The 23,906-nt window shown below is 68.3% G+C and carries 14 protein-coding genes and 3 pseudogenes; 6 read left to right on the forward strand and 11 right to left on the reverse strand.

Features of this window, described 5'->3' with window-relative positions; all coding sequences use genetic code 11:
• Positions 1–161: 161 nt before the first annotated feature.
• Positions 162–575 (forward strand): annotated as a pseudogene (locus F4556_RS39790) (Y-family DNA polymerase); the annotation flags it as partial.
• Between the two features lie 990 nt (positions 576–1,565).
• Here the strand turns inward: F4556_RS39790 and F4556_RS29530 are convergent.
• From F4556_RS29530 to F4556_RS29545, 4 genes are all read right to left on the reverse strand, one after another.
• Positions 1,566–3,593, reverse strand: coding sequence for an alpha-galactosidase D (locus F4556_RS29530; RefSeq protein ID WP_184921434.1), 2,028 nt, complete (start codon positions 3,591–3,593; stop codon positions 1,566–1,568).
• Between the two features lie 223 nt (positions 3,594–3,816).
• Positions 3,817–5,265 (reverse strand): non-reducing end alpha-L-arabinofuranosidase family hydrolase, encoded by a 1,449-nt coding sequence (locus tag F4556_RS29535; RefSeq protein WP_246511117.1) that lies wholly within the window; start codon positions 5,263–5,265, stop codon positions 3,817–3,819.
• Between the two features lie 788 nt (positions 5,266–6,053).
• Positions 6,054–7,451 carry a glycoside hydrolase family 43 protein gene (locus tag F4556_RS29540; RefSeq protein ID WP_184921438.1) on the reverse strand — a complete coding sequence of 466 codons (1,398 nt, stop codon included), beginning with the start codon at positions 7,449–7,451 and terminating at the stop codon, positions 6,054–6,056.
• Positions 7,452–7,764: 313 nt separating this feature from the next.
• The gene (locus F4556_RS29545; protein WP_184921440.1) at positions 7,765–8,319 is read right to left on the reverse strand and encodes a hypothetical protein; all 555 of its coding nucleotides are present in this window, start codon (positions 8,317–8,319) and stop codon (positions 7,765–7,767) included.
• On the opposite strand from F4556_RS29545, the gene F4556_RS29550 reads away from it, so the two are divergent.
• Positions 8,306–9,349 carry a hypothetical protein gene (locus F4556_RS29550; RefSeq protein WP_184921442.1) on the forward strand — a complete coding sequence of 348 codons (1,044 nt, stop codon included), beginning with the start codon at positions 8,306–8,308 and terminating at the stop codon, positions 9,347–9,349. The two genes, F4556_RS29545 and F4556_RS29550, sit on opposite strands and share 14 nt — an antisense overlap.
• A 332-nt stretch (positions 9,350–9,681) precedes the next feature.
• Here F4556_RS29550 and F4556_RS29555 read toward each other — a convergent pair.
• Positions 9,682–10,128 (reverse strand): annotated as a pseudogene (locus tag F4556_RS29555) (GNAT family N-acetyltransferase); the annotation flags it as partial.
• A 1-nt stretch (position 10,129) separates the two neighbouring features.
• A pseudogene (locus tag F4556_RS38560) lies at positions 10,130–10,269 on the reverse strand (IS256 family transposase); the annotation flags it as partial.
• A gap of 367 nt (positions 10,270–10,636) precedes the next feature.
• On the opposite strand from F4556_RS38560, the gene F4556_RS38565 reads away from it, so the two are divergent.
• Entirely contained in the window at positions 10,637–12,622 is a 1,986-nt protein-coding gene (locus tag F4556_RS38565; protein WP_184921444.1) for a DUF7927 domain-containing protein, read from the forward strand.
• Between the two features lie 258 nt (positions 12,623–12,880).
• On the opposite strand, the gene F4556_RS29565 is transcribed toward F4556_RS38565, so the two are convergent.
• Together F4556_RS29565 and F4556_RS29570 are read right to left on the reverse strand one after the other, a co-directional pair.
• Complete coding sequence (locus tag F4556_RS29565; RefSeq protein ID WP_184921446.1) at positions 12,881–13,861, reverse strand: NADPH:quinone reductase; 981 nt, start codon at positions 13,859–13,861, stop codon at positions 12,881–12,883.
• Positions 13,862–13,883: 22 nt separating this feature from the next.
• Positions 13,884–14,462 carry a PadR family transcriptional regulator gene (locus F4556_RS29570; RefSeq protein ID WP_184921448.1) on the reverse strand — a complete coding sequence of 193 codons (579 nt, stop codon included), beginning with the start codon at positions 14,460–14,462 and terminating at the stop codon, positions 13,884–13,886.
• 56 nt (positions 14,463–14,518) lie between these two features.
• On the opposite strand from F4556_RS29570, the gene F4556_RS29575 reads away from it, so the two are divergent.
• The 3 genes from F4556_RS29575 (at position 14,519) to F4556_RS29585 (ending at position 18,576) form a co-directional block, all read left to right on the forward strand.
• On the forward strand, positions 14,519–14,992 hold the full coding sequence (locus F4556_RS29575) for an ester cyclase (RefSeq protein WP_246511118.1): 474 nt from the start codon (positions 14,519–14,521) through the stop codon (positions 14,990–14,992).
• Positions 14,993–15,062: 70 nt separating this feature from the next.
• On the forward strand, positions 15,063–16,403 hold the full coding sequence (locus F4556_RS29580) for an MFS transporter (protein ID WP_184921449.1): 1,341 nt from the start codon (positions 15,063–15,065) through the stop codon (positions 16,401–16,403).
• A gap of 463 nt (positions 16,404–16,866) precedes the next feature.
• Positions 16,867–18,576, forward strand: coding sequence for an LPXTG cell wall anchor domain-containing protein (locus F4556_RS29585; protein ID WP_184921451.1), 1,710 nt, complete (start codon positions 16,867–16,869; stop codon positions 18,574–18,576).
• A 239-nt stretch (positions 18,577–18,815) separates the two neighbouring features.
• Here F4556_RS29585 and F4556_RS29590 read toward each other — a convergent pair whose 3' ends face one another.
• The 3 genes from F4556_RS29590 to F4556_RS29600 all read right to left on the reverse strand — a co-directional run bounded on the left by F4556_RS29590 (position 18,816) and on the right by F4556_RS29600 (position 23,838).
• Positions 18,816–20,540, reverse strand: a complete 1,725-nt coding sequence (locus F4556_RS29590) for a family 43 glycosylhydrolase (RefSeq protein WP_313068809.1) — start codon at positions 20,538–20,540, stop codon at positions 18,816–18,818.
• Positions 20,541–20,717: 177 nt separating this feature from the next.
• Positions 20,718–22,211, reverse strand: coding sequence for a non-reducing end alpha-L-arabinofuranosidase family hydrolase (locus F4556_RS29595; RefSeq protein WP_184921455.1), 1,494 nt, complete (start codon positions 22,209–22,211; stop codon positions 20,718–20,720).
• 154 nt (positions 22,212–22,365) lie between these two features.
• Entirely contained in the window at positions 22,366–23,838 is a 1,473-nt protein-coding gene (locus F4556_RS29600; RefSeq protein ID WP_184925380.1) for an arabinofuranosidase catalytic domain-containing protein, read from the reverse strand.
• Between the last annotated feature and the right edge of the window lie 68 nt (positions 23,839–23,906).

Raw genomic sequence — 23,906 nt, forward strand, 5'->3', positions numbered from 1 at the left:
CGACGAGCAGCCGACCCGATTTCCAAGACCAATCCTGCGAGCCTGCACCAGATCCGCAACGCGACCAGGAGTTCGCCAATGTGACAAGTAGCGCGACAAGTCACAGTGAGTGAGCGGGTGGGTCGGGTTTCCGGACTTGAATAGGTACGAACGAATGTTCGATGCTGAGGTATGTCGACTTTCGATCCCGCGCTGATCCGCCCGGCGGCCCTCGTGCCCGCCGGGGCGGAGAGCCTGCCACGGACGGGCCGGTGGCGCCGCAGTTGGCGGCCCGGCCGGTGGCGGTGCTGGAGGCCGGCCGGGTGCTGGCCTGCTCGGCGGCGGCGCGGGACGCCGGGGTGCGGCGCGGGCAGCAGCTCCGGCTGGCCCAGCGGCTCTGCCCGGAGCTGCGGCTGCGGGAGCGCCAACCCGCCCGGGAGGCCGAACTGTTCGAGCCGGTGGAGGCGTTCACCCCACGGGTGGAGGTGCTCCGGCCCGGGGTGTGCGTGATCCCGGTCAAGGGCCCGGCCCGGTACTTCGGCGGCGAGCAGGCGCTGGCCGAGCAGGTGCGGGTGGCAGCGCTGGCAGCCCTGCCGTTCCCGGGCGAGGTCAGGATCGGGGTCGCGGACGGCCTGTTCGCCGCCACCCTCGCGGCCCGCAGCGCCGGTTCGGGCGAGGGTGAGGGGCGGCCGGACGTGCTGCGCCGGGCGCCGTACGGGCTGGTGGTGCAGCCAGGACGGACGGCCGAGTTCCTGGCCCCGTACCCGGTGGCCGTGCTCGGTGATGAGACCCTGGCGGAGCTGCTGGTACGGCTCGGGGTGCGGACCGTCGGTGCGTTCGCCGCGCTCTCGGTGCGGTCGGTCGCCGACCGGTTCGGCCCGGCCGGGACGGCCGCGCACCGGCGCTCCCGAGGGCTGCACGCCCGGCCGCTGGTGCCGCGCGGGACGGGCCCCGATCTGACGGTGGAGCAGCTCTTCGACCCGCCGGAGCCGCTGGCCGAGCCGCTGGTCTTCGTGGCCAGGACGCTCGCCGACCTGCTCTACGAGCGGCTCGGCGCGGTCGGCCTGACCTGTCGGCGGGTCGCGGTCGAGGTGACCACCGCCGACGGCCGGACGCAGTCCCGGCTCTGGCGGCACGAGCGGCGGCTCGGCGCGGCGGCGCTGGCCGCGCGGGTTCACCGCGCTGCGGCTGGTCCCGGGCGGCCTGGTGCCGGACCAGGGGCGGCAGTTGGCGCTCTGGGGCGAGCACGTGGCCGGAGACGCGTTGGAGCGGGCGGTGGCCCGGGTACAGGCGGTGGTCGGCCCGGGTGGCATCACCCGGCCGCAGCCGGCCGCTGGTGGGACCCGGTACGGGCCCGCCGCCGCGCCAGGATCCAAGTGGTCGCCGAGGGAAGGGCGTTACTGCTCACGGTGGCCCGGTGGACACCCATCGACCCCTGGTCCCATCCCGTCATCCCGGTGGTCGTCCACAGCCTTCGTGGGCTCGACGACCTCGGACTCGGAGGCGATCTCACTGGTCGTCAATGCTCCTTCGGTGAACCGGTGTTGGGCCGAGCGTCTTGCAGTTGCTCACGCTGTCGTGCCGGACTACGACAGGGCCCACTTCTGGCTGTTGTTGCCGTTGCAGGTCCACAGGACCAGCTTGGTGCCGTTGGCGGTCCCCGCGCCGGTGGCGTCCAGGCAGAGGCCGCCGTTCCCGTTGGTGATGGTGCCGTTCGCGTTGACGTTCCACTGCTGGTTGCTCTGGCCGTTGCAGTCCCAGATGACGACCCTGGTGCCGTTGGCCGTGCCGCCGTTGTAGGCGTCCAGGCACTTGTTGCCGTAGACCACGAGCTGCTTGCGGGAGGTGTTGTTCCACGACTGGTTCTCACCGCCGTTGCAGCCCCACAGCTGCGCGTCGGTGCCGTTGATGATGGTGTAGTTGTTGATGTCGAGGCAGCGGTTCGACTGCGCTCCGACCACCTGGGCGCCGTTCGCGCCGGGCAGTGGGCGGACCTCGATGGCGTCGAAGTCCGGTGTCCAGGCGGAGGAGTTGGAGAACGACAGCGTGTTCGACGTGCCCTTGGCCAGGGAGACCTCGACCGAGACCGTGCCGGGCGTGGTCCAGGAACCGGTCGGCGGGAAGGACACCGTGGTGGCCTGCTGTCCGTTGACCTGGAGGACGGCCGTACGGGCGGCGTTGGTGCCGTTGGTGTAGGCGATCTCGACGACCTTGGTGCCCGTGGCGTCGGCCGTGACGTTGTTGAAGCGGAGGGTGTTGGCGGCGCCGTTGCCGACGTTGCCCACCTTGGTGCCGCCGGAGCAGTTGGCGCAGGTGGCGTTGGCCGCGGAGCCGCCCTTGGTGTTGGCGGTGGCCTCGGCCTCGTAGGTGGAGCTCGCCGCCTCGGTGCCGCCGGTGACCGTGAGCATCACGGAGTCCTTGGCGGGGACGGAGACGGTGTAATTGGTGCCGAAACTGCCCACGTTGGAGCGCGTCCAGGGGTTGCGGACCGTGGCGGAGGCGTCGGTCAGGCCGAGGTCGGACCACCGGACGGTCATGTTCTGCGCGCTGGAGGTGCGGTTGAGCAGGGTGACGGCCCGCTTGCCGGTTCCGGCCAGGACCTTGCCGTAGACCTGCAGTCCGGTGGTGTCCTCGGCGACCTTGACGCCCTGGAGGCCGCGCGGGTCCTGGTCGACCGCGATGACCTCGGGATTGGTGAGGATGTCACGTGTCTGCGTGCTCATCGTGGCCACGTTGTTGCCGGCCAGGAGCGGGGCGCCCGAGATGGCCCACAAGTTCATGTGGCTGCGGTTCTGGGCGGCGGTGAAGCCGTCCAGGCCGACCATGAGCATGTCCGGGTCGTTGTAGTAGCCGGTGTGCTGGGCCGAGGGGTGCACGTTCGTGTCGAAGTTGGCGAGCATGCTGTCCCACGACGGCGATTGGCCGTGGAAGATGATGTCGGTGTTGGTACGCCACAGGGCGGCCATGCCGGCGCCCCAGTTCCAGGGGTTCTGCTTGCCCCAGTTGCAGACCGACAAGGCCAGCGGGCGGCCCGTGGTGGCCGCGGCCTTCGCGGCCGCGTCGCTGATGGCCTGGTAGGTGGACTTGGCGTCGAGCTGCTCCACGTCGCCGCCGCACCAGTCGACCTTGACGTAGTCGAAACCCCACTTCGAGAACTGGAGCATGTCCTGCTCGTAGTGGCCCTCGCTGCCGCTGCCGGGCGCGGCCGGGCGGCCCGTCGGGTAGTAGTAGCCGCAGCCGTCCTTCCCCGCGTCGGTGTAGATGCCCGCCTTGAGGCCCTTGCTGTGGATGTAGTCGGCGATGGCGCTCATACCGCCGGGCCACTCGGACTCGTCGGTGGTGATGTTGCCCTGGCTGTCGCGGGTGCCCTGCCACCAGCCCTCGTCGAGGTTGATGTACTTGTACCCGGCGGCCGGCAGTCCGGCCGCGACGAACGCGTCGACCTGCGCCTTGATCACGTTGTAGTCGATCTTTGCGGCGAAGGTGTTCCACGAGGCCCAGCCCATCGGCGCCGGGGGCACCGCGATCTGACTGGACGTCACCGCAACCGGTTCCGTCCGGTCCGGTGTGGTGGCCTGCTGGTGCTGGAGGCCGGCCAGAGCGCCGGCAGCCATCGCGAGCACTGCGGTGCGGACGAGAACGGCTCGGCCCAGGCGTCTTGTTCGGGGGGCGAAATGCTGGAGCGGCATGAGGGTTCCTTCCGAAGGCACACGACCGAACACCGAAGAGCGGTCGAGATGTCGAGCAGTGCACGGCTTGCCGAGCCGGTCGAACGCGTCTCCGTGTGCGGTGTATGTCGCTGTGGTGACGGCGGGACCGTGCGGAGCCCGCCACCGGCTAGCGCTGCAGTGTCAGCACGCCCGGCCGGTACGGCAGGAGGCCGTAGTCCCCGCCGTCGGTGCTGGGGTCGCGCCCTTGGTAAAGGAACTGCAGGTTGCAGGGGTCGATGGTCTTGGTCTGGTCGGGGTTGGTGCGGACCAGATCGCCGTGGCTGATGTCGTTGGTCCAGGTGGCGCCGCTGTTGGCCTTGCCGGCGAACGGGTTGGTCACGGTGTCGGCCTGCGGTGTCCACGTGCCGTCCAGGCTGGTGGCCGTGAACGAGCGGAAGTAGCGACCGTACCCTGTGTAATTCTGGGCCTCGACGATCATGAGGTACTGGTTCTGACCCTGGACCTTGTAGACCTCCGGTGCCTCGAACAGGTTGAGCGGCGTGTCGCTCATGATCTTCGTGAAAGAACCGAAGGTGCCCGGGAAGTTGCCGATGGGCATGCTGGCGCGGTAGATGCCGCCTTCGTCGTCGGCGAAGAACATGTACATGTTCGTGCTGTCGCCGATGAGGGTCACGTCGAGGGGGCCCCCCTTCGGGAGGGTGCCCGTGAACAGCTCCTGCTGCGCGGACCAGCCGTTGGGGTTGGTGGGGTCGCTCGAGGTGCGGTAGCCGAAGCTGTATGGCCAAGCCCCGTTGTAAGCGAGCACCCAGAGGTTCTTCGGGGCGAAGTAGAACAGCGTCGGCGCGATGCCGTCGAAGGGAATCGTGTTCTGGGTGGCGGTGGCCATGTCGGACCAGTTCGTGAAGGGACTGAAGGTCGTCAGTCCCCAGCGCCCGTCGTTACCGGCGAGGGTGTTGTGCGTCGTGGCATAGACGATGTGCTTGCCGTTGTGGACGACGCCGGTGAAGTCCTTGAGCGCGGCCCACCCCGACTTCGGCTGCGCCAGCGGGCCGGTCGAGGTCCAGCGGTAGGTCGACGGAAGAGCGCACGCGCCGGTGGCGACGTCGGCGACGGGGACGAGCTGCCACTGCTGGTTGCTGCCGCCCCAGTCGGCGTACTGGACGATCTTGCCGCCGTCGGCGGTGGAGGCGCTCTGCACCTCAAGTGCCTTGCTGCTGTGGCGGTTCAGCAGGCGGACGTAGCCGTCGGTGGAGTCGGCGAGGCGGAACTGCTGGTTGGTTGCGTTGAGGTCACTCCACTGGACGACGTCGGCGCCGTCGGCCGAAGACCAGCCGTAGTCGTCCAGCACCTTGCCGGAGTTGCGGTTCTGCAGGCGGTAGTAGCCACTGCCGGAGTCCAGGAAGCGCCACTGCTGGGCTTCATTGCTGGAGCGGGTCCACTGGACGACGGACGAACCGTCGGCGGTGGCGAAGTTGTAGTCGTCCAGCGCCTTGCCGCTGTTGCGGTTCACCAGCACGTACCACTTGCCGGTGTCGACCGAAGCCGCCGAGGCGGACGACGGGTTCACCATCGCCAGGAAGCCGGCCACGAAGACCATCGACAGCAGGGCGGCCATCCGCGGCCGCCATCCGCGCCGTGAGGTTCGTGGAGCTGCACCGAGAGCGTTCATCTGCACCCTCCTAGGGGCGACTTGGGCTGGGGTCGGTCCTTGTCGATGCGTGCGGGTCGGGCACGACACGTCCGAGGCGGCGGCAGGACGTGACCCCTGCGGGGTGGGGGCACCGGGTCTCCGGCGCGTTGTTAGCGCTAACAACTTGAAAGTCGAACATCCGGCGTGTGCAGGGAGAAAACCACGGGGCGCGAGAGGGCGTCAAGTACCGTGCCGCAACCTGTCCGTTACTGGCACGTCATCAGAAGCTCGTCCTGTCAGAGTTGTTGACGAGACTGACGTGAGTGATCACACTCTTCGGCGGCCGGGGCGGGCAGAAGACTGACCGCGCAGCAGGCGGTCGCGGTGACAACGGTGGCCAGGCGGAGTGCTCGGCACGTCAGGGGACTCCTCCACGGGAACGGAAGACCGGTCAAGGCCCTTCAGGGACGCCCCGCACGCGGCGAGGAAATGTCCGCCATGCGCAGGATGGGCAATTCCAGTGGACCAGGTGCCACCGCGGGTGGAGGAGTTCACCCATTCGCACGCACGCGCACCAGCCGCTCGGACGGTACACCTTCCGCAACCGGACTTCCCCCGGCCCCACCGCGTACGGTCGACGGGCCCGTCCGGGTCGATCTCCCCACGGACACCGCCTGGTCCCTTCGGGTTCACCCCGAAGGGACCAGGCCGGCGTTTCCCAACGGCCGTGAAGCCAACGGCCGTTGGGAAACGCCGGCCCGAGCCGGCCCCCGTCAGTAGCCGACGTGGAAGGTGGCGTCGGCCTTATCCGTGGTGGTGGAGATCGGGTCGATGCGAAGGACGAAGCCGGTGTGCCGGATGTAGCGCGTCGGGAAGTTGTGCGATCGGAACGACGACCAGGCGGAGTCGGCCAGTCCGGCGGTCCTGTGGAACGTGGCGTCCGCGGCGAAGGTCGCGGTGCCGTCGTTCTCTTCCAGTCGCAGGTCGTAGTTGTAGTGCCGCAGATAGCGGGTCGGGAAGTTCACCGACTGGAAGGACACACCCGCGCTGTCGGCCAGGCCGGGCACGAGCTTCCACTGCGACTCGGTGTACGGGTCGAACGGGTAGACATCGATCCGGGCAACGGAGTTGGCATGGCGGACGTAACGGTCGGGGTAGTTGTAGGACTTCAGCCGGTTCCAGGCGGGGCTGCCCCACTTCGCCACGAGGTTGTCGTACTCACTCGTGGTGATCGTCGCGATGGTGCAGTGCTTGGAGTTGAGCGGCTGGGTGTAGAGGCGCTGGTCGAGCGGGGTCCAGGTGCCGGCGGCGAGGTCGTTGCTCTGCCAGGCGTAGAAGACGCCGTTCGGCGAGTAGGTGTCGCCCCACAGGTACCAGGATCCGGAGGTCAGGGACTTCACCAGGGTCGGCGCCTCGGTGGCACCGTGAGCGGCCGCCGTGCTGAAGGGCGTGAAGCTGCCCGGATTGAGGGTGGTCGACCGCGCGCCGACCAGGGTCTCGTCCCTCTTGTGGTAGAGGTAGTTGACGCCGTTGACGCCCACGGCCAGAGTGCCGTCAATGATGTCGTAGCCGGGATCGAAGAAAACCTGCGGGGACGACACCGTCTGGAAATCGGTGGTGTAGTTCACCATGATCACGCCGTGGCCGCTGGCATTGACGGACGAGTAGATGATCCCGTACGCGCCCCGGCCTGCGTCCCAGAACGACTCGGGCGCCCAGCTGTGGGTGACCATGTCGTGCAGCTTGATGCGTCGGTAGCCGGTGAGGGTGCGCAGGTCCGCGGAGTCCCAGACGTGGATGTACTGGCTGTTGTAGCCCCAGTCGAAGCCCTTGAGGTCGGTGGCGAGTACGACGAAGGTGCCGTCCTGCTTGCGCATGATGAACGGATCACGCAGGCCGCCCGCACCCGCGGTCGGGGTCACCACGGGGTTGTTCTGGTTGAGCGGCATCCAGCGCAGGCCGTCGGTGCTGACGGCCAGGTGCAGGCCGTAGTTGGCGTCCAGCAAGGCCGCGGACTCGGTGAAGTAGCCCATGACGTAGGCCGCGTCGGCAGCGTAGGCGGGCCGCGTGCCCAGGGCCAGCGTGCCGCTCAGGGCCAGCGGGACGGTGGCGGCCATACCGAGGAACAGTCGGCGCGACGGGTGGGGGCCGGGGCCGGTTGTGGCGGTCATTCGCGCTCCAGGGTGGGTGGGGGGTGGGCGGCCGTCCTCGGCGGTCACGGCATGCACCGTCGCAGTGCTGGGCGGGGCGCCCCGGACCACGGGATGCAACGGGTCCCGCGGGTTGTCACCGACCTTGCGTCCCGGTGCTGGACGCTGCTGCCCGTTCCGTGGAGCCCAGCCCATCGGGGGTGCGGGGAGGGTGGAAGCGGGACCGAATGTTAGCGTTAACAATCCGGTCGGCGAGGTCGGTCGTCAGATGAAGGCGGCTCGATGGCCATCACTATGGGTCAGCCCGAGTAGTGCGTCAAGATCCCGCGCAAGGTCACCCCGCGGCCCGACCGGGAATCGCGGCCAGGCCCGATCCGTCATCCCGGACGGGTACGTCAGCCTCGACGAAGCCCAGCCGCCGGTTCAGGCCGATAGCCGCAGCGTCGCCCGGGTGGTGGAAGGCCCGCATCCAGTGCATGCCACGGTTCACCACCACGCTCCGATCCTGCCCGTCGTTCCGCCTGTCAAAAAAGTCCGCGCGGGGCGGCAACCTTTCCGGGCTGCCGGACCACTGAAGGTCGTCGGATCGACTGACACGATCAAAGGAGGGCTCTGCTATGCCCGCTCCACATCCGCGCCGCCCGTGGCGTTTCACGTTGGCGGGTGCCGTGTCGGCGACCCTGCTTGCGGTGGTTGCCGGCTGCGGTGTGCCGCCGCATGCCGGGAAGGTCGCCGCGAGCACCCCCACCGAGGCGGCGCCTGCGACGGCAGCGGTTTCGTCCACCCCATCGGCGCCTGCGACCACGGCGGCTTCACCGACTCCATCGGCCAGTGCGACCCCCAGCATGGCGGCGAGCCCATCGGGTAAAACTTTCATGGGCAAGAGCACGGTGATGATCGGAAGAATATCGAACGATAAACCTTCGGTTGCCGCACCATTCGACGCTCAGTACCAATACGTCGTCAGTCCGCCTGCACCGTCGAGCGACGTGTACACGGCGAAGTCCTGCCCGGACGGGACGAACTGGTGGGGATGCGCGTGGGGTGGGCGCGGGGGGCTCGTCCCCCATATGCAAGCCCGCGCTGCGCAGGCCACCTATCAGGGTCAACCGCATCCGCAGACGATGGTGTGGTCGTGGTTTGTAATCCCCCATCTCACCCCCAATGCGACGTGGCAGGACGAGGTGAAGGCGGTCAACCGGGTCGACCTCCTCACCAGATACCTGAACGACTACCGTTTCTTCCTCCAGAAGATCGGCACCTCGCACGACATGATCGATCTCGAAGCTGATTTTTGGGGATTCGCACGAGGGACGGGCGATGTGACCAAGGTCCCGGCGCAGGTGACTGCTGCGGCTCCGAACGACTGCGGAAACCAGGAGAACAGTGTGGCGGGTCTGGCCCGCTGCCTGATCTCAATGACCCACAAGTACGCTCCTGACGCGACCGCCGGTCTGCACCTCACCTGCTGGGACTGGCCGGGCAACGAGCAGAAATGCGCCAGGGATTACGTGGCCCTCGGGGCAAAGAATGCGGACTTCCTGGTCGGGGAGGTTGAAGCCGTGGACGCCGGCCTCAATGCCTTGCCGGAGAATGGCGGACACAGCTCATTCTGGAGCGAAAAGAAGTGGTCCGCGCAGCTCGCGTATTGGAAGACGATGGCGGAGGCGGCCGGCAAACCGATCGTGGTCTGGCAGATCCCGGTCGGCAACATGCGACAGAACAACACCCCGTACCACTATCAGGACGACAAGGTGGACTGGCTGTTCTCGCACATGGACCAGGTCGCGAGCGCCCATGTCGCGGCTCTGCTGTTCGGCCAAGGATCGGACAAGTCGACCACGATTGAAACCGACGGCGGCAACCTGTTCGCGAAGACGATCGCCTACCAAAACTCGGGTGGCACGCCGCTCAAATAGTGTGAGAAGGCTGCTGCCTTCGCGGTCAGCGCGTCGTTCAGCACGATCGGCCTGGTCCTAAGTCTGCGTTGCTTGTCGATGTTCCACAGCTTGTGAAGGCGGCTCAACTCGCTGAGGAGAAACATGTCCTCGTAGGAGATCGCCATGACGCCAGGGCCGTTTCAAAGCCCTGGTGACCACGTGAGTCCGCAGGCCGGAGCCGCCCGGCCGGGCCCGTCACGTACGCATCGAAGCTCCAGTCGAACGAGGTGACTTGCCAAGTCGCCTTGAACCGCTGGAGCTTCGATGGAGTAATTGTCAAGAGTTGTGGATTTGGCTGTTGACGTCCATCGAGCCTGTTCCCATTCGGTCCGGGTGAGTTCGTACTCGACTTCGCCGTGCTCGGAGCCCTCGATCGCCTCCGGCCAGTCCCCGGTGAAGTTCCTGACGAAGGACAGGCCCGATTTCTCCATGACGCGACGGGAACGGGTGTTGACGTCCATCGTGTTCGCCGTGACCCGCTCGACCTCCATGTCCGTGAACCCCTTGTGGATCAGGGCCCGGGATCCCTCGGTGGCGTAACCGTGTCCCCATGCCGCCTGGTTCAACCGGTAGCCGAGTTCGACCACGGCGGTGCTGTGCTCCTCCACCGGCCGGAACTCGAACCAGCCCAGGAAGGTGCCGGTGGTCTTCACCTGCGCGGCCCAGTAGCCGTGGGTCTCCCAGCACCGGTAATCGTGCAGGAGCCGGGGCAGCGTCCGCGTCTCGATCGCCTGGCGGCTGATGGGACGGCCACCGTTCGAAGCGGGCGCCTACTCGGACGAGGGCGACAAGGTGGGGTGCGGTGACCGCCAACGGGCCTGGGCGGACTCGGCGAGCTTGAATTCCATCGCCGGCGCGGCGGCCGGGCTGCCCGCGCCGCGGCTGACCTTGGTCCGGAGGCCGCGTTGCGGGGCCACAAAAAGGTAACGGGAGCCGTCGGGCAATCAGGTGGCTCCCGGGGATCATGTGCGTGTCCGCGTACGCCGAATCAGGAGCATATGAGAGCTTTCCGACAGTGTCCGAATTGCGGAGGGAAAGCAGCATATGCGCCGTAAGGGGTCGACCAGGGGGAAGTATGGAATCCCCAGATGGGCACCGGCGGTCGCGCTGGCGGTCGGCGTCGCGGCTGCATCTGCCGGGCTGGTGCCGTCCGCCGATGCACTCAAGGCGGAGGACCGCGCGCCGCGTGCGAAGTCTGCCGTGACCGCCGCGGGAGAGGCCGGCGGTTCGCGGGCCCCGCGCACAGCCGGAGTTCCGGCGGCACCTGTGAAGGTGTACGACGAGGACTTCGAGAACGTCGCCGCGGGCTCGGAACCGGTGCTGCTGTCCTCGTACAAGGGCGCGTCGGGCGAGACGTACACCGCCGACCCCGCCTGGCTCCAGGACTGCAACGGGTGGGTGCTGAACAAGGCGGACTCGGCCGGCTTCGGGCAGGGGCTGAGCGAGTGCCAGGACGCGTTCTTCTGGGACGAGCTGCGTGACATCACCGCGGGGATCGGGTCCTACGAGGGGCTGCCGGTCCCCGCGTCCAACCACGCCGTGGCCGGGTTCACCAAGAACCAGGCCGTCCCGGTGGACGCCGTGGAGTTCCGGACCGTCGAGCCGATCCCCCTGGGCTCGGCCAACCGGTTCCTCACGGCGGCGGTGACCTCCGGCGCCGGGAACTGCAACCTCGTCGGGCCCAGGCTGCAGTTCGACCTGGTCGACGGCACCACCGAGTACCCGGTGACCGACGAGCCGATCAACCCCTGCACCGACACCGACCGGAAGGAGTACCCGGGGGTCCAGAGTCCCGTCTTCGTGGTGCACAAGGCCGCCGACAAGCCGAAGCTCTATCCGGGGACTTCGGTCGGCGTGGTCATGCGCAACGCCGAGACGACGCCGGTCGGCAACGATGCGGCGTTCGACGACATCCAGGTGCTCGATGTGACTCCCCAGGTGGACAAGTCGTTCTCGCCGTCCCCGGTGGCGGTGGGCGCGACCTCGACGCTGACGTTCACGGTGACCAACACCTCGGACCTGCTCGCGAAGCAGGGCTGGTCATTCGCCGACCACCTGCCGCCCGGTCTGACCGTGGCCGGCACGGCGAAGCCCACCACGAGCTGCACGAACGGCAAGGTCGCAGCGACCGCCGGGGGCACCTCGGTCGGCCTGTCAGGCGACCTGGACGCCGGCCAGGCCTCCTGCACCCTGAGCGTGGACGTGACCTCGGGCACGGCCGGGACCTACCGGAACTGCGCCGACAACACGTCGGACCTGGTCGGGGTGCTGCCGCCGGCCTGCGCCACCGTGGTGTTCGACACCCCCCACTACGAGATCACCAAGACGGCGAACCCGGCTGCGGGCAGCAGTATCGCGCCGGGCACCAAGGTCGCCTACACGGTGGTGGTGCGGAACACTGGCACGCTGCCGGTGGACGCCACAGCGGTCGACGACCTCAGCGGCGTACTCGACGACGCGGTCTACGACGACGCCGACGCCAGCTCCGGCACCGTCACCTACGCGGCGCCGAAGCTGTCCTGGTCGGGGACACTGCAACCGGGGCAGAGCGCGACGGTCACCTACTCGGTGACGGTGAACACCCCGGACACCGGTGACCGGAAGCTGCACAACCACGTCACCGGCGACCGCCACTCGAACTGCCTCACGGGCAGCGAGGCCGGCTGCATCAGCGACCTTACCGTCGGGGGCCTGGTCGTATCGAAGACCGCCGATGCCTCGTCAGCCGAGCCCGGTCAGCGGGTCACCTACACGCTCAAGGTCACCAACCCGAACGGGAGCACATACCCCGGGGCCACGGTGACCGACGACCTGACGAACGTGCTGGACGACGCGACGTGGGGCAACGACGCCACCACGACCTCCGGCACCGTCACTTACGCGGCCCCGGTGCTCTCCTGGACTGGCGACGTACCCGCGGGCCGAACCGTGACGATCACCTACTCGGTCACAGCCGACAATCCCGACATCGGCGACCACCGGCTCGACAACACGATCGTCGGCCCCGCAGGCTCCAACTGCGCCGCCGGCTCCAGCGACACCGACTGCTCCACCCACGGAAAGGTCGCCCCGAGCCCGAGCCCGAGCGCCAGCCCGCGTCCCAGCCCGAGTCCGAGTCCCAGCCCGAATCCGGCCCCGCTGCCCAACACCGGCGGCAAACCCCTCATCCGGTATGCGGGTCTGGCCGCCGCCCTCGCCCTCGCTGCCGGAATCCTCCTCACCGCCGTCGTGCGCCGCCGGAGCCGCAGCTGAACCGATCCGAACACCGGTAACGACCCGGCAGCCCCCTGCACGGTGACGGTCGCCCCGACTTTGGCCCCTGGGTAGCGCCCTTCCAATTCCTTGACCAGGGCCTGCGCGCGGAGGGCCACGAGATCCGGGACGAGGATGTGGCCCCAGCGTGACCCGGACACGGTCGACCTCGATGACGATGATGACGGCGCGGAGGACTGAGACGCGTCAGGGGCCGACAGACGGCAGCGGCCGCTGCTACAGCGGCTTTCCAGGGCCTTATCGGGGAATGTCGATCAGAACGCGGCCGCGGCCGCCGGCGTCGACGCGGTCGTGGGCCTTGGCGATGTCGGCGAGCGGGTAGCGGTCGCCGACATCGACGGTAAGCGCGCCGACGGCGGCCGCGGAGGTCAGATCACGGGCGGCCTGGAGTTTGGCGTCGGCGGGGAAGTCGTCGCTGCCGATCAGGCGCAGGGTGACGTTGTTGAACAGCAGGGTCCAGAAGGGGATTTCGGTGCGGTCGGCGCGGGTGGCGTAGGCGGCGATGGTTGCGCCGTTGGCGGCGACGGCGTTGTCGAGGTCGGCGTTGTCGGACAGGGACACCTCGATGATCCGGTCCACACTGGCGGGGGCGTGGGCGAGGACCTCGGCGGCCGGGTCGGCGGCGTCGAGGGCGACGGCGTGGGAGATGACCGCCGGATCGACCCGGTCCAGGTCGGCTGTGCGGCGGACGGTGCCGATGACGGTGGCCCCGCCCCAGGCGGCGAGCTGGGCTGCCAGCGAGCCGACCCCGCCGAGGGCCCCGTTGACCAGGACGACCTTGCCATCGACCGGGCCGTCGGCGAACACGCTGCGGTGCGCGGTGATGCCGGGGATGCCCAGGCTCGCGCCGAGATCGTCGGAGAGGTGGTCGGGCAACGGGACGGTGAGGCCGGCGGGCACGACTGCGTACTGGGCGGCGGTACCGAAGGCCCGGTAGGACTGGGCGCCGTACACCCACACGCGCTGCCCGCTGCGGCGCTCGTCGACTCCGTGGCCGACCGCGTCGATCACGCCGGCGGCGTCGCTGTGCGGGATCACCCGCGGGTAGGGCATGCCGGAGCCGGTCCAGCCGGTGCGCTTCTTGGTGTCGCCGGGGTTCACCCCCGAGACGGTGATGCGGACGCGGACCTCTCCGGGGCCGGGGGTGGGGTCGGGCAGTTCGCCGACCTGCAGTACCTCGGCGGCCGGGCCTTGTGCGTCGTACCAGGAAGCAAGCATGGGGGGCGCCTTTCGTTGTCTGTCAGCTCGCCGATGCGTCGAGCGGGGAGGAGGTGTGTGGGGCGCGCGTGGGGCCGGGCTCGGGGGCGTCCTGGCCGAGGGACTCGCGGATCCAGGCTCGTTCGGCCTGGCTGGTGGCGCGGGCGGTGAGCAGCATGCCGCGCCGGTAGGGGTCGGCGACCTCCTCGGCGCGCAGCGGCGTCTCTCCGTCGTAGAAGAAGCTCGCCGATTCCTCCAGGAAGGCGAGCCGGCGCCTGAGCACCGCGTGCTGGTCGGCCAGGTCCGGGAGCAGGGAGAGGAAGGCCAGGATCGTGAACCAGCGGGGGAAGTCGGTGAGTTCGTGCTCGGCCGGCTCGCGCAGCCGCCGGAGCATGTCCTCGCGGCCCGCGTCGGTCAGGTTCAGCACATACCGGCCGCCTCCTGCTTCCGGCGCGGGTCGCCGCTGAATCAGTCCGGCCTTGGTCAGGCGGTTGATCGCCGGGTAGAGGGTGCCGTCGCTGACCGGTCGGCTGTATCCGGTGAGGTGCGTGATGCGGCGGCGTAGCTCGTGTCCGGGAAGGGGGCCTGCGGCCAGGAAGCCGAGTATGGAGAGTTCCAGCATTCCTCCAGCATGGCATATCGAAACGAGGTTCACATCGATTCGATGTTACAGTCGTCATGGTCCTGCCGTTCGCTCCGAACACCACCACGCAGGCAGAGAGGCAGAGGAAGATGTCACCGGAATCCGTTGAATCAGTGATGAAGCGCTTCGTCGAGTTCATCAACACAGCCGACGAGGACCTCGCCCGGGAGGTCATCGCCCCCGACGCGGTGTTCCACGCACCCAGTCACGCTGAACCGCTGCGGGGCCCTGAGGGCTACCTGGAGATCATCGCGATGATGCGCAGCGCATTCCCCGACATCCGGTGGACGCTGGAGGAGAGCATCACCGAAGGCGGCACGGTGGCAGCACGGTTCACCATGCGCGGCACTCACGAAGGCGAGTTCTTCGGCATCCCTGCCACCGGCAACAAGATCGCGGTCCAGGCCATGAACTTCTACTACCTGGCCGATGGACGCATCGTCAAAGAGCGGGGTCAGCCCGATCTCCTCGGGCTCATGCAGCAGATCGGCGCCGTACCGGCGCCGTGAGGCAGACAGTCGCCTCCTCCTCCCGCGCAACCCTCCAGGTCCGCGCTGCCGCCCTCCCGCAAGGCACATCATGGAATCCCTCGCACCCGCACCGCCCGCTCAGGCGATAGCCGTCCTGCCCCGGTCCTCCATTCTGGTAGCGGCCCTGTCCACCGTCGTGGAGTGGTACGACTTCACGCTGTACCTGTACATGACCACCGTGCTGTCCCGGGTGTTCTTCGGCACCGGCTCCACCTCGCTCTTGATCACCCTGGCGGTCTTCGCCGTCGCCTACCTGATGCGCCCGCTCGGCGCGATGGCCTTCGGCCACATCGGGGACCGGCTCGGGCGCCGCAAGGTGCTGCTCGGCTCGATGGCAGTCATGACCGCCGCGATGCTGGCCACCGCCCTGCTCCCGACCCACGACCAGATCGGCTCCATCGCCGGGGCGCTGCTGTTGCTGCTGCGCTGCGTCATGGGCTTCGCCGTCGGCGGCGAATACACCGGTGTCACCGCCTACCTGGTCGAAGGTGCCCCACCCCACCGGCGCGGCCTGGTCGCCTCACTGGCCTCCGCCGCCAGCGAGATCGGTGCACTGCTCGCCGCCGGCGTCGCTGCCCTCACCGTCACCCTCGTCCCCGGTCCCACCCTGGACGCGTGGGGGTGGCGCATCCCCTTCCTGTTCGGCACGCTGCTCGCCACCACGGTGCTGATCGCCCGCTCCACCATGCGCGAATCCCCCGCCTTCGAGCAGCAGCCCCCGCCCGACACCAAGGGCGCGGGCCCACTGATGACCACGGTGCGCACCCAGCGCCCCGCGCTCTACCGGACGTTCGCGATCTCGGCGCTCGGCTCGGTGACGTACTACGTCGGCATCAGCTACGTCCCCACCTACCTCGGCGCGGTCAGCGGCTTCAGCGAGTCCGACGCCCTCTGGCTGTCGACCATCGCGGCCCTCGTCGTCATCGTCGTCACGCCGTTCGTGGGTGCCCTGTCCGACCGGGTCGGCCGCCGCCCCGCACTCACGCTCTTCGGTGCCCTGGCGGTGATCCTGCCGCCGGCCATGTTCGGCCTGATGACCCAGGGCAGCTTCGCCGCCGCACTGACCGGCGCGGTCGTCCTGGCCTGCATGGCAGGCGGCATCAGCGCGGTCGCGGCCTCCGCGATCGCTGAACAGTTCCCCGTCGCCCAGCGCCTCAGCGGCCTCGCGCTCGGCGCCACCGCTGCTACCGCCCTCTTCGGCGGACTCACCCCTTACGCCTCCCAGGCCCTGGTCGACTCCACCGGCTGGGCCCTGATCCCCGGCGCCCTGGTCGCCGTCACTGCCCTGGCCGTCCTGCCCGTCCTGCGCCGCCTCCCGGAAACCGCGCCGGCTATCCGTGCACCCCAGCCCGGCCATCTCGCCCCGGAACCCGAACCCCAAGCCCGCTGAGGACTTCTGCCTGGAGTACGCCGATGCGCGCGGGAGGATGCGTCGAGGGCTGCTTGAGGTGATGTGGCCGGCCCGGTTCGATGAAGTGATGCCGGTACGCGACCTGTCGTCGTACAAGCGGCAGCGCAACTTCACCGGCCGGTAGTGGGGCATGTGATGGTTCGCGCCGTCGAGGTGGAAAGGGAGCCCGGGCGTGTCACCGGGGCACGGGTCACCGGGTCCGGTGAGACGGTGCGACCGCGTCTCGGAAAAACGATTGAGGCGGCAACCTTTTCGCTCTGAGCGGCCACTCAGGGGTGTACCGACGAGGGCCAGCCGTGGCCAGCGCCGCAACGCCATCTGTGTCAACACCCGATCGGAGCCCCACGTGTCACCAGACGACCCGCGATCCGCCGAGCAGCCGATGCCTTGGGATCGCACGCCCCACCGCAGCCGGATACTCCGGCATCTTGCCGTGGGGGCGGTGGCGGTACTCACCGCCTCGGCCGGTGTCGGCGCCCTGGCGCCCACCGCGGGCGCCGAGCCGACCGTCCGCATCAGTGTGGATGCCGGCACCTCCCTGGGCACGGTGCCCAACAGTGGCGCCGGCCTCAACACGGGCTTCGGCGACGAGCACATGGGGGACGCCCAGGTGACATCGCTGATGAAGGCCGCGGGAGTCCGGCAGCTGCGCTATCCCGGCGGCTCCGGCGCGGACGACTACCACTGGAAGACCCACACCTCCGGCGACGGCAGCGGCTGGATCCCCTCCAACACCGACTTCGACCACTTCATGGCCACCGCGAAGACGGTCGGCGCCCAGCCGATCCTGACCGCGAACTACGGTTCCGGCACCCCCCAGGAGGCCGCCGACTGGGTCAAGTACGCCAACGTCGACAAGGGTTACGGCGTGAAGTACTGGGAGATCGGCAACGAGGTCTACGGCAACGGGCACTACGGCGACGGCAAGGGCTGGGAACTTGACAAGCACGCCGACAAGAGCCCGAAGGAGTACGGGAAGAACCTGATCGCCTACTCGAAGGCGATGAAGGCCGTGGACCCGACGGTGAAGATCGGAGCGGTGCTCACCACCCCCGGCGGCTGGCCGGATAAGGAGAAGGCTCCCGGTGACAGCGCCGACTGGAACAACACGGTGCTCTCCATCGCGGGAAGCTCGATCGACTTCGTCATCGTCCACTGGTATCCGGGCGGCACCACCACGGCCGACCTGCTGAACACCCCCTCCCGGATCGCCGCTACCACGTCCGAGCTGCGCTCGCTGATCGCCAAGTACACGGGCTCGCGCGCCGCTTCGGTGGAGATCGCGGTCACCGAGACCGACGCCGTCGGCTCGCCCGCCCTGACCAGCCAGGCCGCAGCCCTGTTCGCGCCGGACACCTACATGACCTGGTTCGAGCAAGGCGCCACCCACGTGGACTGGTGGAACCTGCACAACGGCACGAGCGAAGCACCCACCACCGTCCACGGCGAGACCGACTACCAGGACGGGGGTGTGCTCTCCGCCGGAACCTGCGCCGGGGGGAAGTGCCAACCGCCGCGCGACACGCCCTTCCCCACCTACTGGGGCATCCGCTCGCTGACCGCACTGGCGCAGCCTGGCGACACCATCGTCAAGTCGTCCTCGGGCGACTCGTCGGTTGCCGTGCACGCGGTGCGGAGCAACAACGGCGGTCTGAACGTCATGCTGATCAACAAGAGCCCGCAGAACGCGGCGGAGGTGTCGCTCTCGTACGCCGGATTCACCCCGGCCGCAGGGGCGGTCACGACCGTTTCGTACGCCAAGGAAGGCACCGCCCTGACGACGGCGGAGCGGGGCACGGCGGTCGCACAGACGCTGCCGCCGTACTCGATCACGACTCTTCAGCTGAAGCCCGCGTCGAAGACTGCCGGCGCTGACAAGCCGTCGCCCCTCCCCAAGCCGACCGCCGCCACCCCGACCGCCGCCACGCCGGTTGTCTCCGCCTCCGGCACGACCGGCAGCCGTGCGCAGGCGGAGAAGGGCATACCCGTCGGCCACCCGAGCCCGAGCCCGAGCAGCACGTCCGGCGGCCTGGCTTCCACCGGGATGAGCGATGCTGTCACGTACAGCGCCGTCGGTGGCCTGCTGGCCATCGCTGCCGGAAGCGTCCTGGTGCTTCGCGGACGTCGCCGCAAGGCTCTGCACGGGAAGTGAGACCGCGTGAGTGACTGACGGCCCGGCAGCAACGCCACCCACCCGTGGCGTGCGCGCCGGGCCGTCGGCCTCTGCCCCCGTCAGGGAACAGACAAGGCCCGGGTCGTTGACCTGGACCTGGCTACCTGGACACCGGTCCCGACCCGTGGGGCGGCCCACTGGCCGCGTTCCGGGCCAGCAAAAAGGCCTGGACAGGGTCGGGCGCGGGGTTGCCGGCCCGGGCCCGACCCTGTGTTGGTTCAGCTCTTGCCGGTCAGGCGCCAGACCTGGTTCTTCTTGGTGGCCAGAGCACTGGCGGAGTCACAGGTCCACTGGTGGACCAGCGCTCCGACGGCGGTGGAGATCCCGCTGACGTCCACGCACTTGCCGCTGTGCACCGCGGCGAGCTGGTAGTCGTTGGCGGCGACCTGCCGCAGCGTGAACTGCTGGTTCGTGCCGCCGTGGCAGGTCCACTGGTGGACCGCCGCGCCGTCGGCGGTGGAGATGCCGGCGATGTCGAGGCACTTGCCGCTGGAGCGGTTCACCAGGGAGTAGGTGTCCGCCACCCCTGGCACCGGGCGGAAGTCGAACCGCTGTTCCGCACCGGCGCCGCAGGTGTACTGCCGGTACTGAGTGCCGTCGGCGGTGCTCTGGTTGGGGTCGTCCAGGCAGTACCCGCTGTGCTGGGCGACGGCGGTTGACGAGAAGGCGGGCTGGCCGGCGGTGAACTGCCACCAGTTCATGTTGAACAGGTACCCGCTGCCACCGGCGAAGCTCAGGTACAGATCGTGGGTCCCGGTCGCACCGGTAACAGGGCACGAGACCGTGCTCCAGGTCTGCCAGCCTCCGGTGCCCGACACCGTGCAGGTCCCGACCGTTGGCCCGGTAGGACTGTCCAGGTGCAGCTCAACTCGGCCGCCACTGGTGTTCGATGCCACCCTGGTGGTGAACGAGCCGGCACCTGCGCCGAATGCCACGCCCTTGACCTTGACGTAATCGCCGTTCTCAATCCAGCTGACGTTCATCCCGCCCTCGCTGGAGGGTTCGGTTTCGATGCCGCTGCCCCACGCGATGGTCTCGGCTTCCTGGCGGACATAAGGATCGAGCGTGCCGACCTGCGGGGCCCCGGCCGTCGTCATATTGAACGTCGGAATGCTGCCGTCGGCGTTGTAGCTGAACTTCTCCACCGCAACCGACCGGGTGAAGCCACCACCGCCCGGCAGAGCGCCGTTGTGGTAGAAGAAGTACGAGCCGCCGTTGAAATCGATGACGCCGGCGTGGTTGGTGAAGCTGCTGCCCTCCGAGGGCATGATGGTGCCGCGATACGTCCACGGTCCGGTCGGGCCGGGCGAGGTGGAGTAGCCGATGAACTCGGAGCAGCATTTCGCCGCGAACACCATGTAGTAAAGGCCGTTGCGCTTGTAGAACCACGGGCCTTCCTCGTACAGGGTGGGCCGGGTCGCGTCTCCCGTACGGGTGCCGAACCCCGCGGTGGTCAGCGGTATCTGCGTCGGGCTGCCGGAGTACGAGATCATGTCGGCGTTGAGCCGCACGTACCAGAGATTCGGATTGCCGTAATACAGGTAGGCCTGCCCGTCGTCGTCGATGAAGACGGTGGGGTCGATTTCACTGTTCTCCACCAGCGGGTGGCCGAGGGCGTCCCGGAACGGGCCGGTGGGGCTGTCCGACACCGCCACGCCGATGGCGAACTGGCCGGTCGCCCGGACCGACACCGGCACGTACCAGTAGAACTTGCCGCCCCGTTCGACGGCCTGGCCCGCCCACGCGTTGGCGCCCGCCCAGCTGAAGGTGTTCAGGCTCATCGGCGAGCCGTGGTCGGTCCAGTTGACCATGTCGGCGGAGGACCACACCCGCCAGTCCTTCATCACGAAGGAGGTGGAGCCGTCCTCGTCGTGCCCGGTGTACAGGTAGACCCGGCCGTTGTGGACCAGCGGTGCCGGGTCGGCGGTGTAAATGTGTTGCACGATCGGATTGTCTGCCCGGGCCGTGGCCGGAAAGAACGCCGTCATACAGAGAAGGCTTACCACCAAGGCGAGGACGCGTTTCGACGACCACCGAAGTGTGAATTTCACTGGTTGATTCCCTTGTTCGGGTGGGATGCGAAGGGATGCCGTCGGCGGGGACCGCCAGCAGCTGGACCTTTAGCGCTGCAGTGTCAGCAGGCCCGGCCGGTACGGCAGGAGGCCGTATTCCATGCCGTCGGTGCCGGGGTCGCGCCCCTGGTAGAGGAACTGCAGATTGCAAGGGTCGATGGTCTTGGTCTGGTCGGGGTTGGTGCGGACCAGATCGCCGTGGCTGATGTCGTTGGTCCAGGTCGCGCCGCTGTTGGCCTTGCCGGCGAAGGGGTTGCTCTGGGTGTCGGCCTGCGGTGTCCACGTGCCGTCCAGGCTGGTGGCCGTGAACGAGCGGAAGAAGCGGCCGCGCCAGTCCTGCGCCTCGACGATCATGAGGTACTGGTTCTGCCCCTGGACCTTGTAGACCTCGATCGCCTCGAACAGGTTGGCCGGCGTGTCGCTCATGATCTTCGTGGACGACGCACCGAAGCTGCCCGGGAAGTTGCCGATGGGCATGCTGGCGCGGTAGATGCCGCCGCGGTCGTCGGCGAAGAACAGGTACATGTTCTTGTCGTCGGCGATGAGGGTCTGGTCGATGGGGGCCGCAGGGTCGGGGAGGGTGCCCGAGAACAGCTGCTGCTGCGCGGACCACCCGTTGGGGTTAGTGGGGTCGCTCGAGGTGCGATAGGAGAAGGGGTCCGGCCAACCGCCCCACTGGTAGGCGAGCACCCAGATGTTCTTCGGGGCGAAGTAGAACAGCGTCGGCGCGACGGCGTCGAACGACATTCTGTTCTGGGTGGCCGACGCCATGTCGGACCAGTTCGTGAAGGGGCTGAAGACCGTCGATTCCCAGCGCCCCTCCTCACCGGCGAGGGTGTTGTGCGTCGTGGCATAGACGACGTGCTTGCCGTTGTGGACGACGTTGGTGAAGTCCTTGAGCGAGGCCCACCCCGCGCTCGGGGTTGCCAGCGGGCCGGTCGATGTCCAGCGGTACGTCGACGGCAGCGCGCAGGGGGCCCCGTCCACCTTGACGAGTTGCCACTGCTGGTTGGTGCCGCCCCAGTCGCTGTACTGCACGACGTTGGCGCCGTCGTTGGTCGCCGCGTTCTGGACCTCGACCGCCTTGTTGCTGTTGCGGTTGATCAGCCGGACGTAGCCGCCGTCGGAGTCTGCCAACCGGAACTGCTGGTTGACGCCGCCGTGGTCGGTCCACTGGTGAATGGCGGCGCCGTCGGCCGTCGACCAGCTGGACACGTCGATCATCTTGCCCGAGTGGCGTGCCTTGAGCCGGTAGTAACCGCCGCCGGAGTCCACGAACTGGAACTGCTGGTTGGTGGCGTTGGTGCGGGTCCACTGGACGACGTTGGCGCCGTCGGCGGTGGAGGAGTCGTAGACGTCGAGGGCCTTGCCGCTGTTGTGGTTCACCAGTACGTACCAGGCGGTGGTGTCCACCGTGGCGGCCGACGCCGGGGTCGTGGCCACCGTGAGCAACCCGCCCACGATCGCCAGGGCTGCTGCGGCGGCCGCACCCGGCCGCCATCGACGACGCCACCTCGCGGCGCGCGCTGACCAAACCGACATAGCGTCTTCCTTCCATACATGGGGATCGCTGACAGGAGAGGTGCGTCCGGTATGGCCGCTGTGCGAAAGGACGCCGCCCCAGGACCCTCCACGCGGAAGGGGTCAGGCACGTCCGTGCCCGACCCCTTCCGCGTGGTTCAACCTGCGCAGGGGTTCATCGGTAGCCGGCGGCGGCGATGTTCGCCTGGACCGCATTTTCGGTCGCATCCGACGGGTAGCCTGCGACCATGGCACCTTCGTAGAACGTGCCCGCGCTGTCGTTGATATTGCCTACCTCGGGTGAGCAGCAGTCGCCGCCACTGCCCAGGACGATGGCGCCTTGCTTCTTCATCGGGCTGTATACGTTGGGCTCGTTGGGAAGCGCGCCGTCCCACAGGGTGTTCAGGCTTCCGGCCTGGGCATTGCTGCCCTTGAGCGCGAATCGCGTCGTCCCGTTGTTCTTGAGTGTCGCCGTGACGAACTTGCTGGTGAACGCCTGCTGGTTCGGGTTCCACGTGCTGGCACCACCCGGGAACAGGCCCCATTCGAGGTCGGCCTGCACCCAGGGCCCGGTTCCGGAGCAGCCGCCGAACCAGCAGCTCGTCCCGAAGTAGATGGCGTCCATGGCACCTGGCCCGTCGGCCTTGCGGGTGGTTTCGCTGTTGCCGTAGTCGAAGCAGCAGCCGCTGTTGACATGCGTGCCGCTGGTGACCATGTACATACCCTCGGGTTCGCTGCCCGTCGGGATACCCGTCAGGTGGCCGTCACGCCAGTAGCTGGTCCCGGGGTTGATGTACAGCGAGTAGGCCTTGCTGCCACCGACCGTCAGCGATTCGGTGGTCGCTACGGCTGGGCGGGTCTGCGGTGAGCCCGGGACCACGCTGGAACCCTGGTACCACAGGTCGTTGCCACGCCCGGACTGATCGAACACGGCCGTGATGACACACGTGGTGTTTGCGCAGAAAGAGTCCTGGGCCGCCGCGTTGGCGACGCCGCCAGGGGTCAGTACGCCGATGTTGCGGGTTGTGTTGTCGGAGCGCCTGACCTGATACAGGTCTCCGTTGTAGGAGCTGTAGAGGGCGCGCGTTGTGCTGTGCGCCGCCACGCAGGGCGTACCACCTGCGCTGTAGATGTCGCACGGGCCGGAGCCGGTAGCCCCGTCCACCTTGACGAGTTGCCACTGCTGGTTGGTGCCGCCCCAGTCGGTGTACTGCACGACGTTGGCGCCGTCGTTGGTGGCTGCGTTCTGGACCTCGACCGCTTTGTTGCTGTTGCGGTTGATCAGTCGGACGTAGCCGCTGTCGGAGTCGGCGAGCCGGAACTGCTGGTTGGTGCCGCCGTGGTCGGTCCACTGGTGGATGGCGGCGCCGTCGGCTGTCGACCAGCTGGACACGTCGATCATCTTGCCCGAGTGCCGTGCCTTGAGCCGGTAGTAGCCGCCGCCGGAGTCCACGAACTGGAACTGCTGGTTACTGGCGTTGGTGCGGCTCCACTGGACGACGTTGGCACCGTCGGCGCTGGAGAAGTTGTAGACGTCAAGGGCCTTGCCACTGTTGTGGTTCACCAGTACGTACCACGCGGTGGTGTCCACGGTGGCGGCCGACGCCGGCGTCGTGGCCACCGTGAGCAACGCGCCCACGATCGCCATGGCTGCCGCGGCGGCCGCCGCCGGCCGCCATCGACGACGCCACCTCGCGGCGCGCGCTAACCAAACCG

Source organism: Kitasatospora gansuensis (assembly GCF_014203705.1).
Classification (GTDB): domain Bacteria; phylum Actinomycetota; class Actinomycetes; order Streptomycetales; family Streptomycetaceae; genus Kitasatospora; species Kitasatospora gansuensis.

Bases quoted from the DNA above. Each gene is read 5' to 3' on its own strand.
- F4556_RS29570 (WP_184921448.1), bottom strand. From the start codon at position 14,462: ATGCTGGAACTCTCCATACTCGGCTTCCTGGCCGCAGGCCCCCTTCCC.
- F4556_RS29565 (WP_184921446.1), bottom strand. From the start codon at position 13,861: ATGCTTGCTTCCTGGTACGACGCACAAGGCCCGGCCGCCGAGGTACTG.
- F4556_RS29575 (WP_246511118.1), top strand. From the start codon at position 14,519: ATGGTCCTGCCGTTCGCTCCGAACACCACCACGCAGGCAGAGAGGCAG.
- F4556_RS29535 (WP_246511117.1), bottom strand. From the start codon at position 5,265: ATGGCCGCCCTGCTGTCGATGGTCTTCGTGGCCGGCTTCCTGGCGATG.
- F4556_RS29580 (WP_184921449.1), top strand. From the start codon at position 15,063: ATGGAATCCCTCGCACCCGCACCGCCCGCTCAGGCGATAGCCGTCCTG.
- F4556_RS29600 (WP_184925380.1), bottom strand. From the start codon at position 23,838: ATGGCGATCGTGGGCGCGTTGCTCACGGTGGCCACGACGCCGGCGTCG.
- F4556_RS29550 (WP_184921442.1), top strand. From the start codon at position 8,306: ATGGGCAAGAGCACGGTGATGATCGGAAGAATATCGAACGATAAACCT.
- F4556_RS29540 (WP_184921438.1), bottom strand. From the start codon at position 7,451: ATGACCGCCACAACCGGCCCCGGCCCCCACCCGTCGCGCCGACTGTTC.
- F4556_RS29530 (WP_184921434.1), bottom strand. From the start codon at position 3,593: ATGGCTGCCGGCGCTCTGGCCGGCCTCCAGCACCAGCAGGCCACCACA.
- F4556_RS29595 (WP_184921455.1), bottom strand. From the start codon at position 22,211: ATGTCGGTTTGGTCAGCGCGCGCCGCGAGGTGGCGTCGTCGATGGCGG.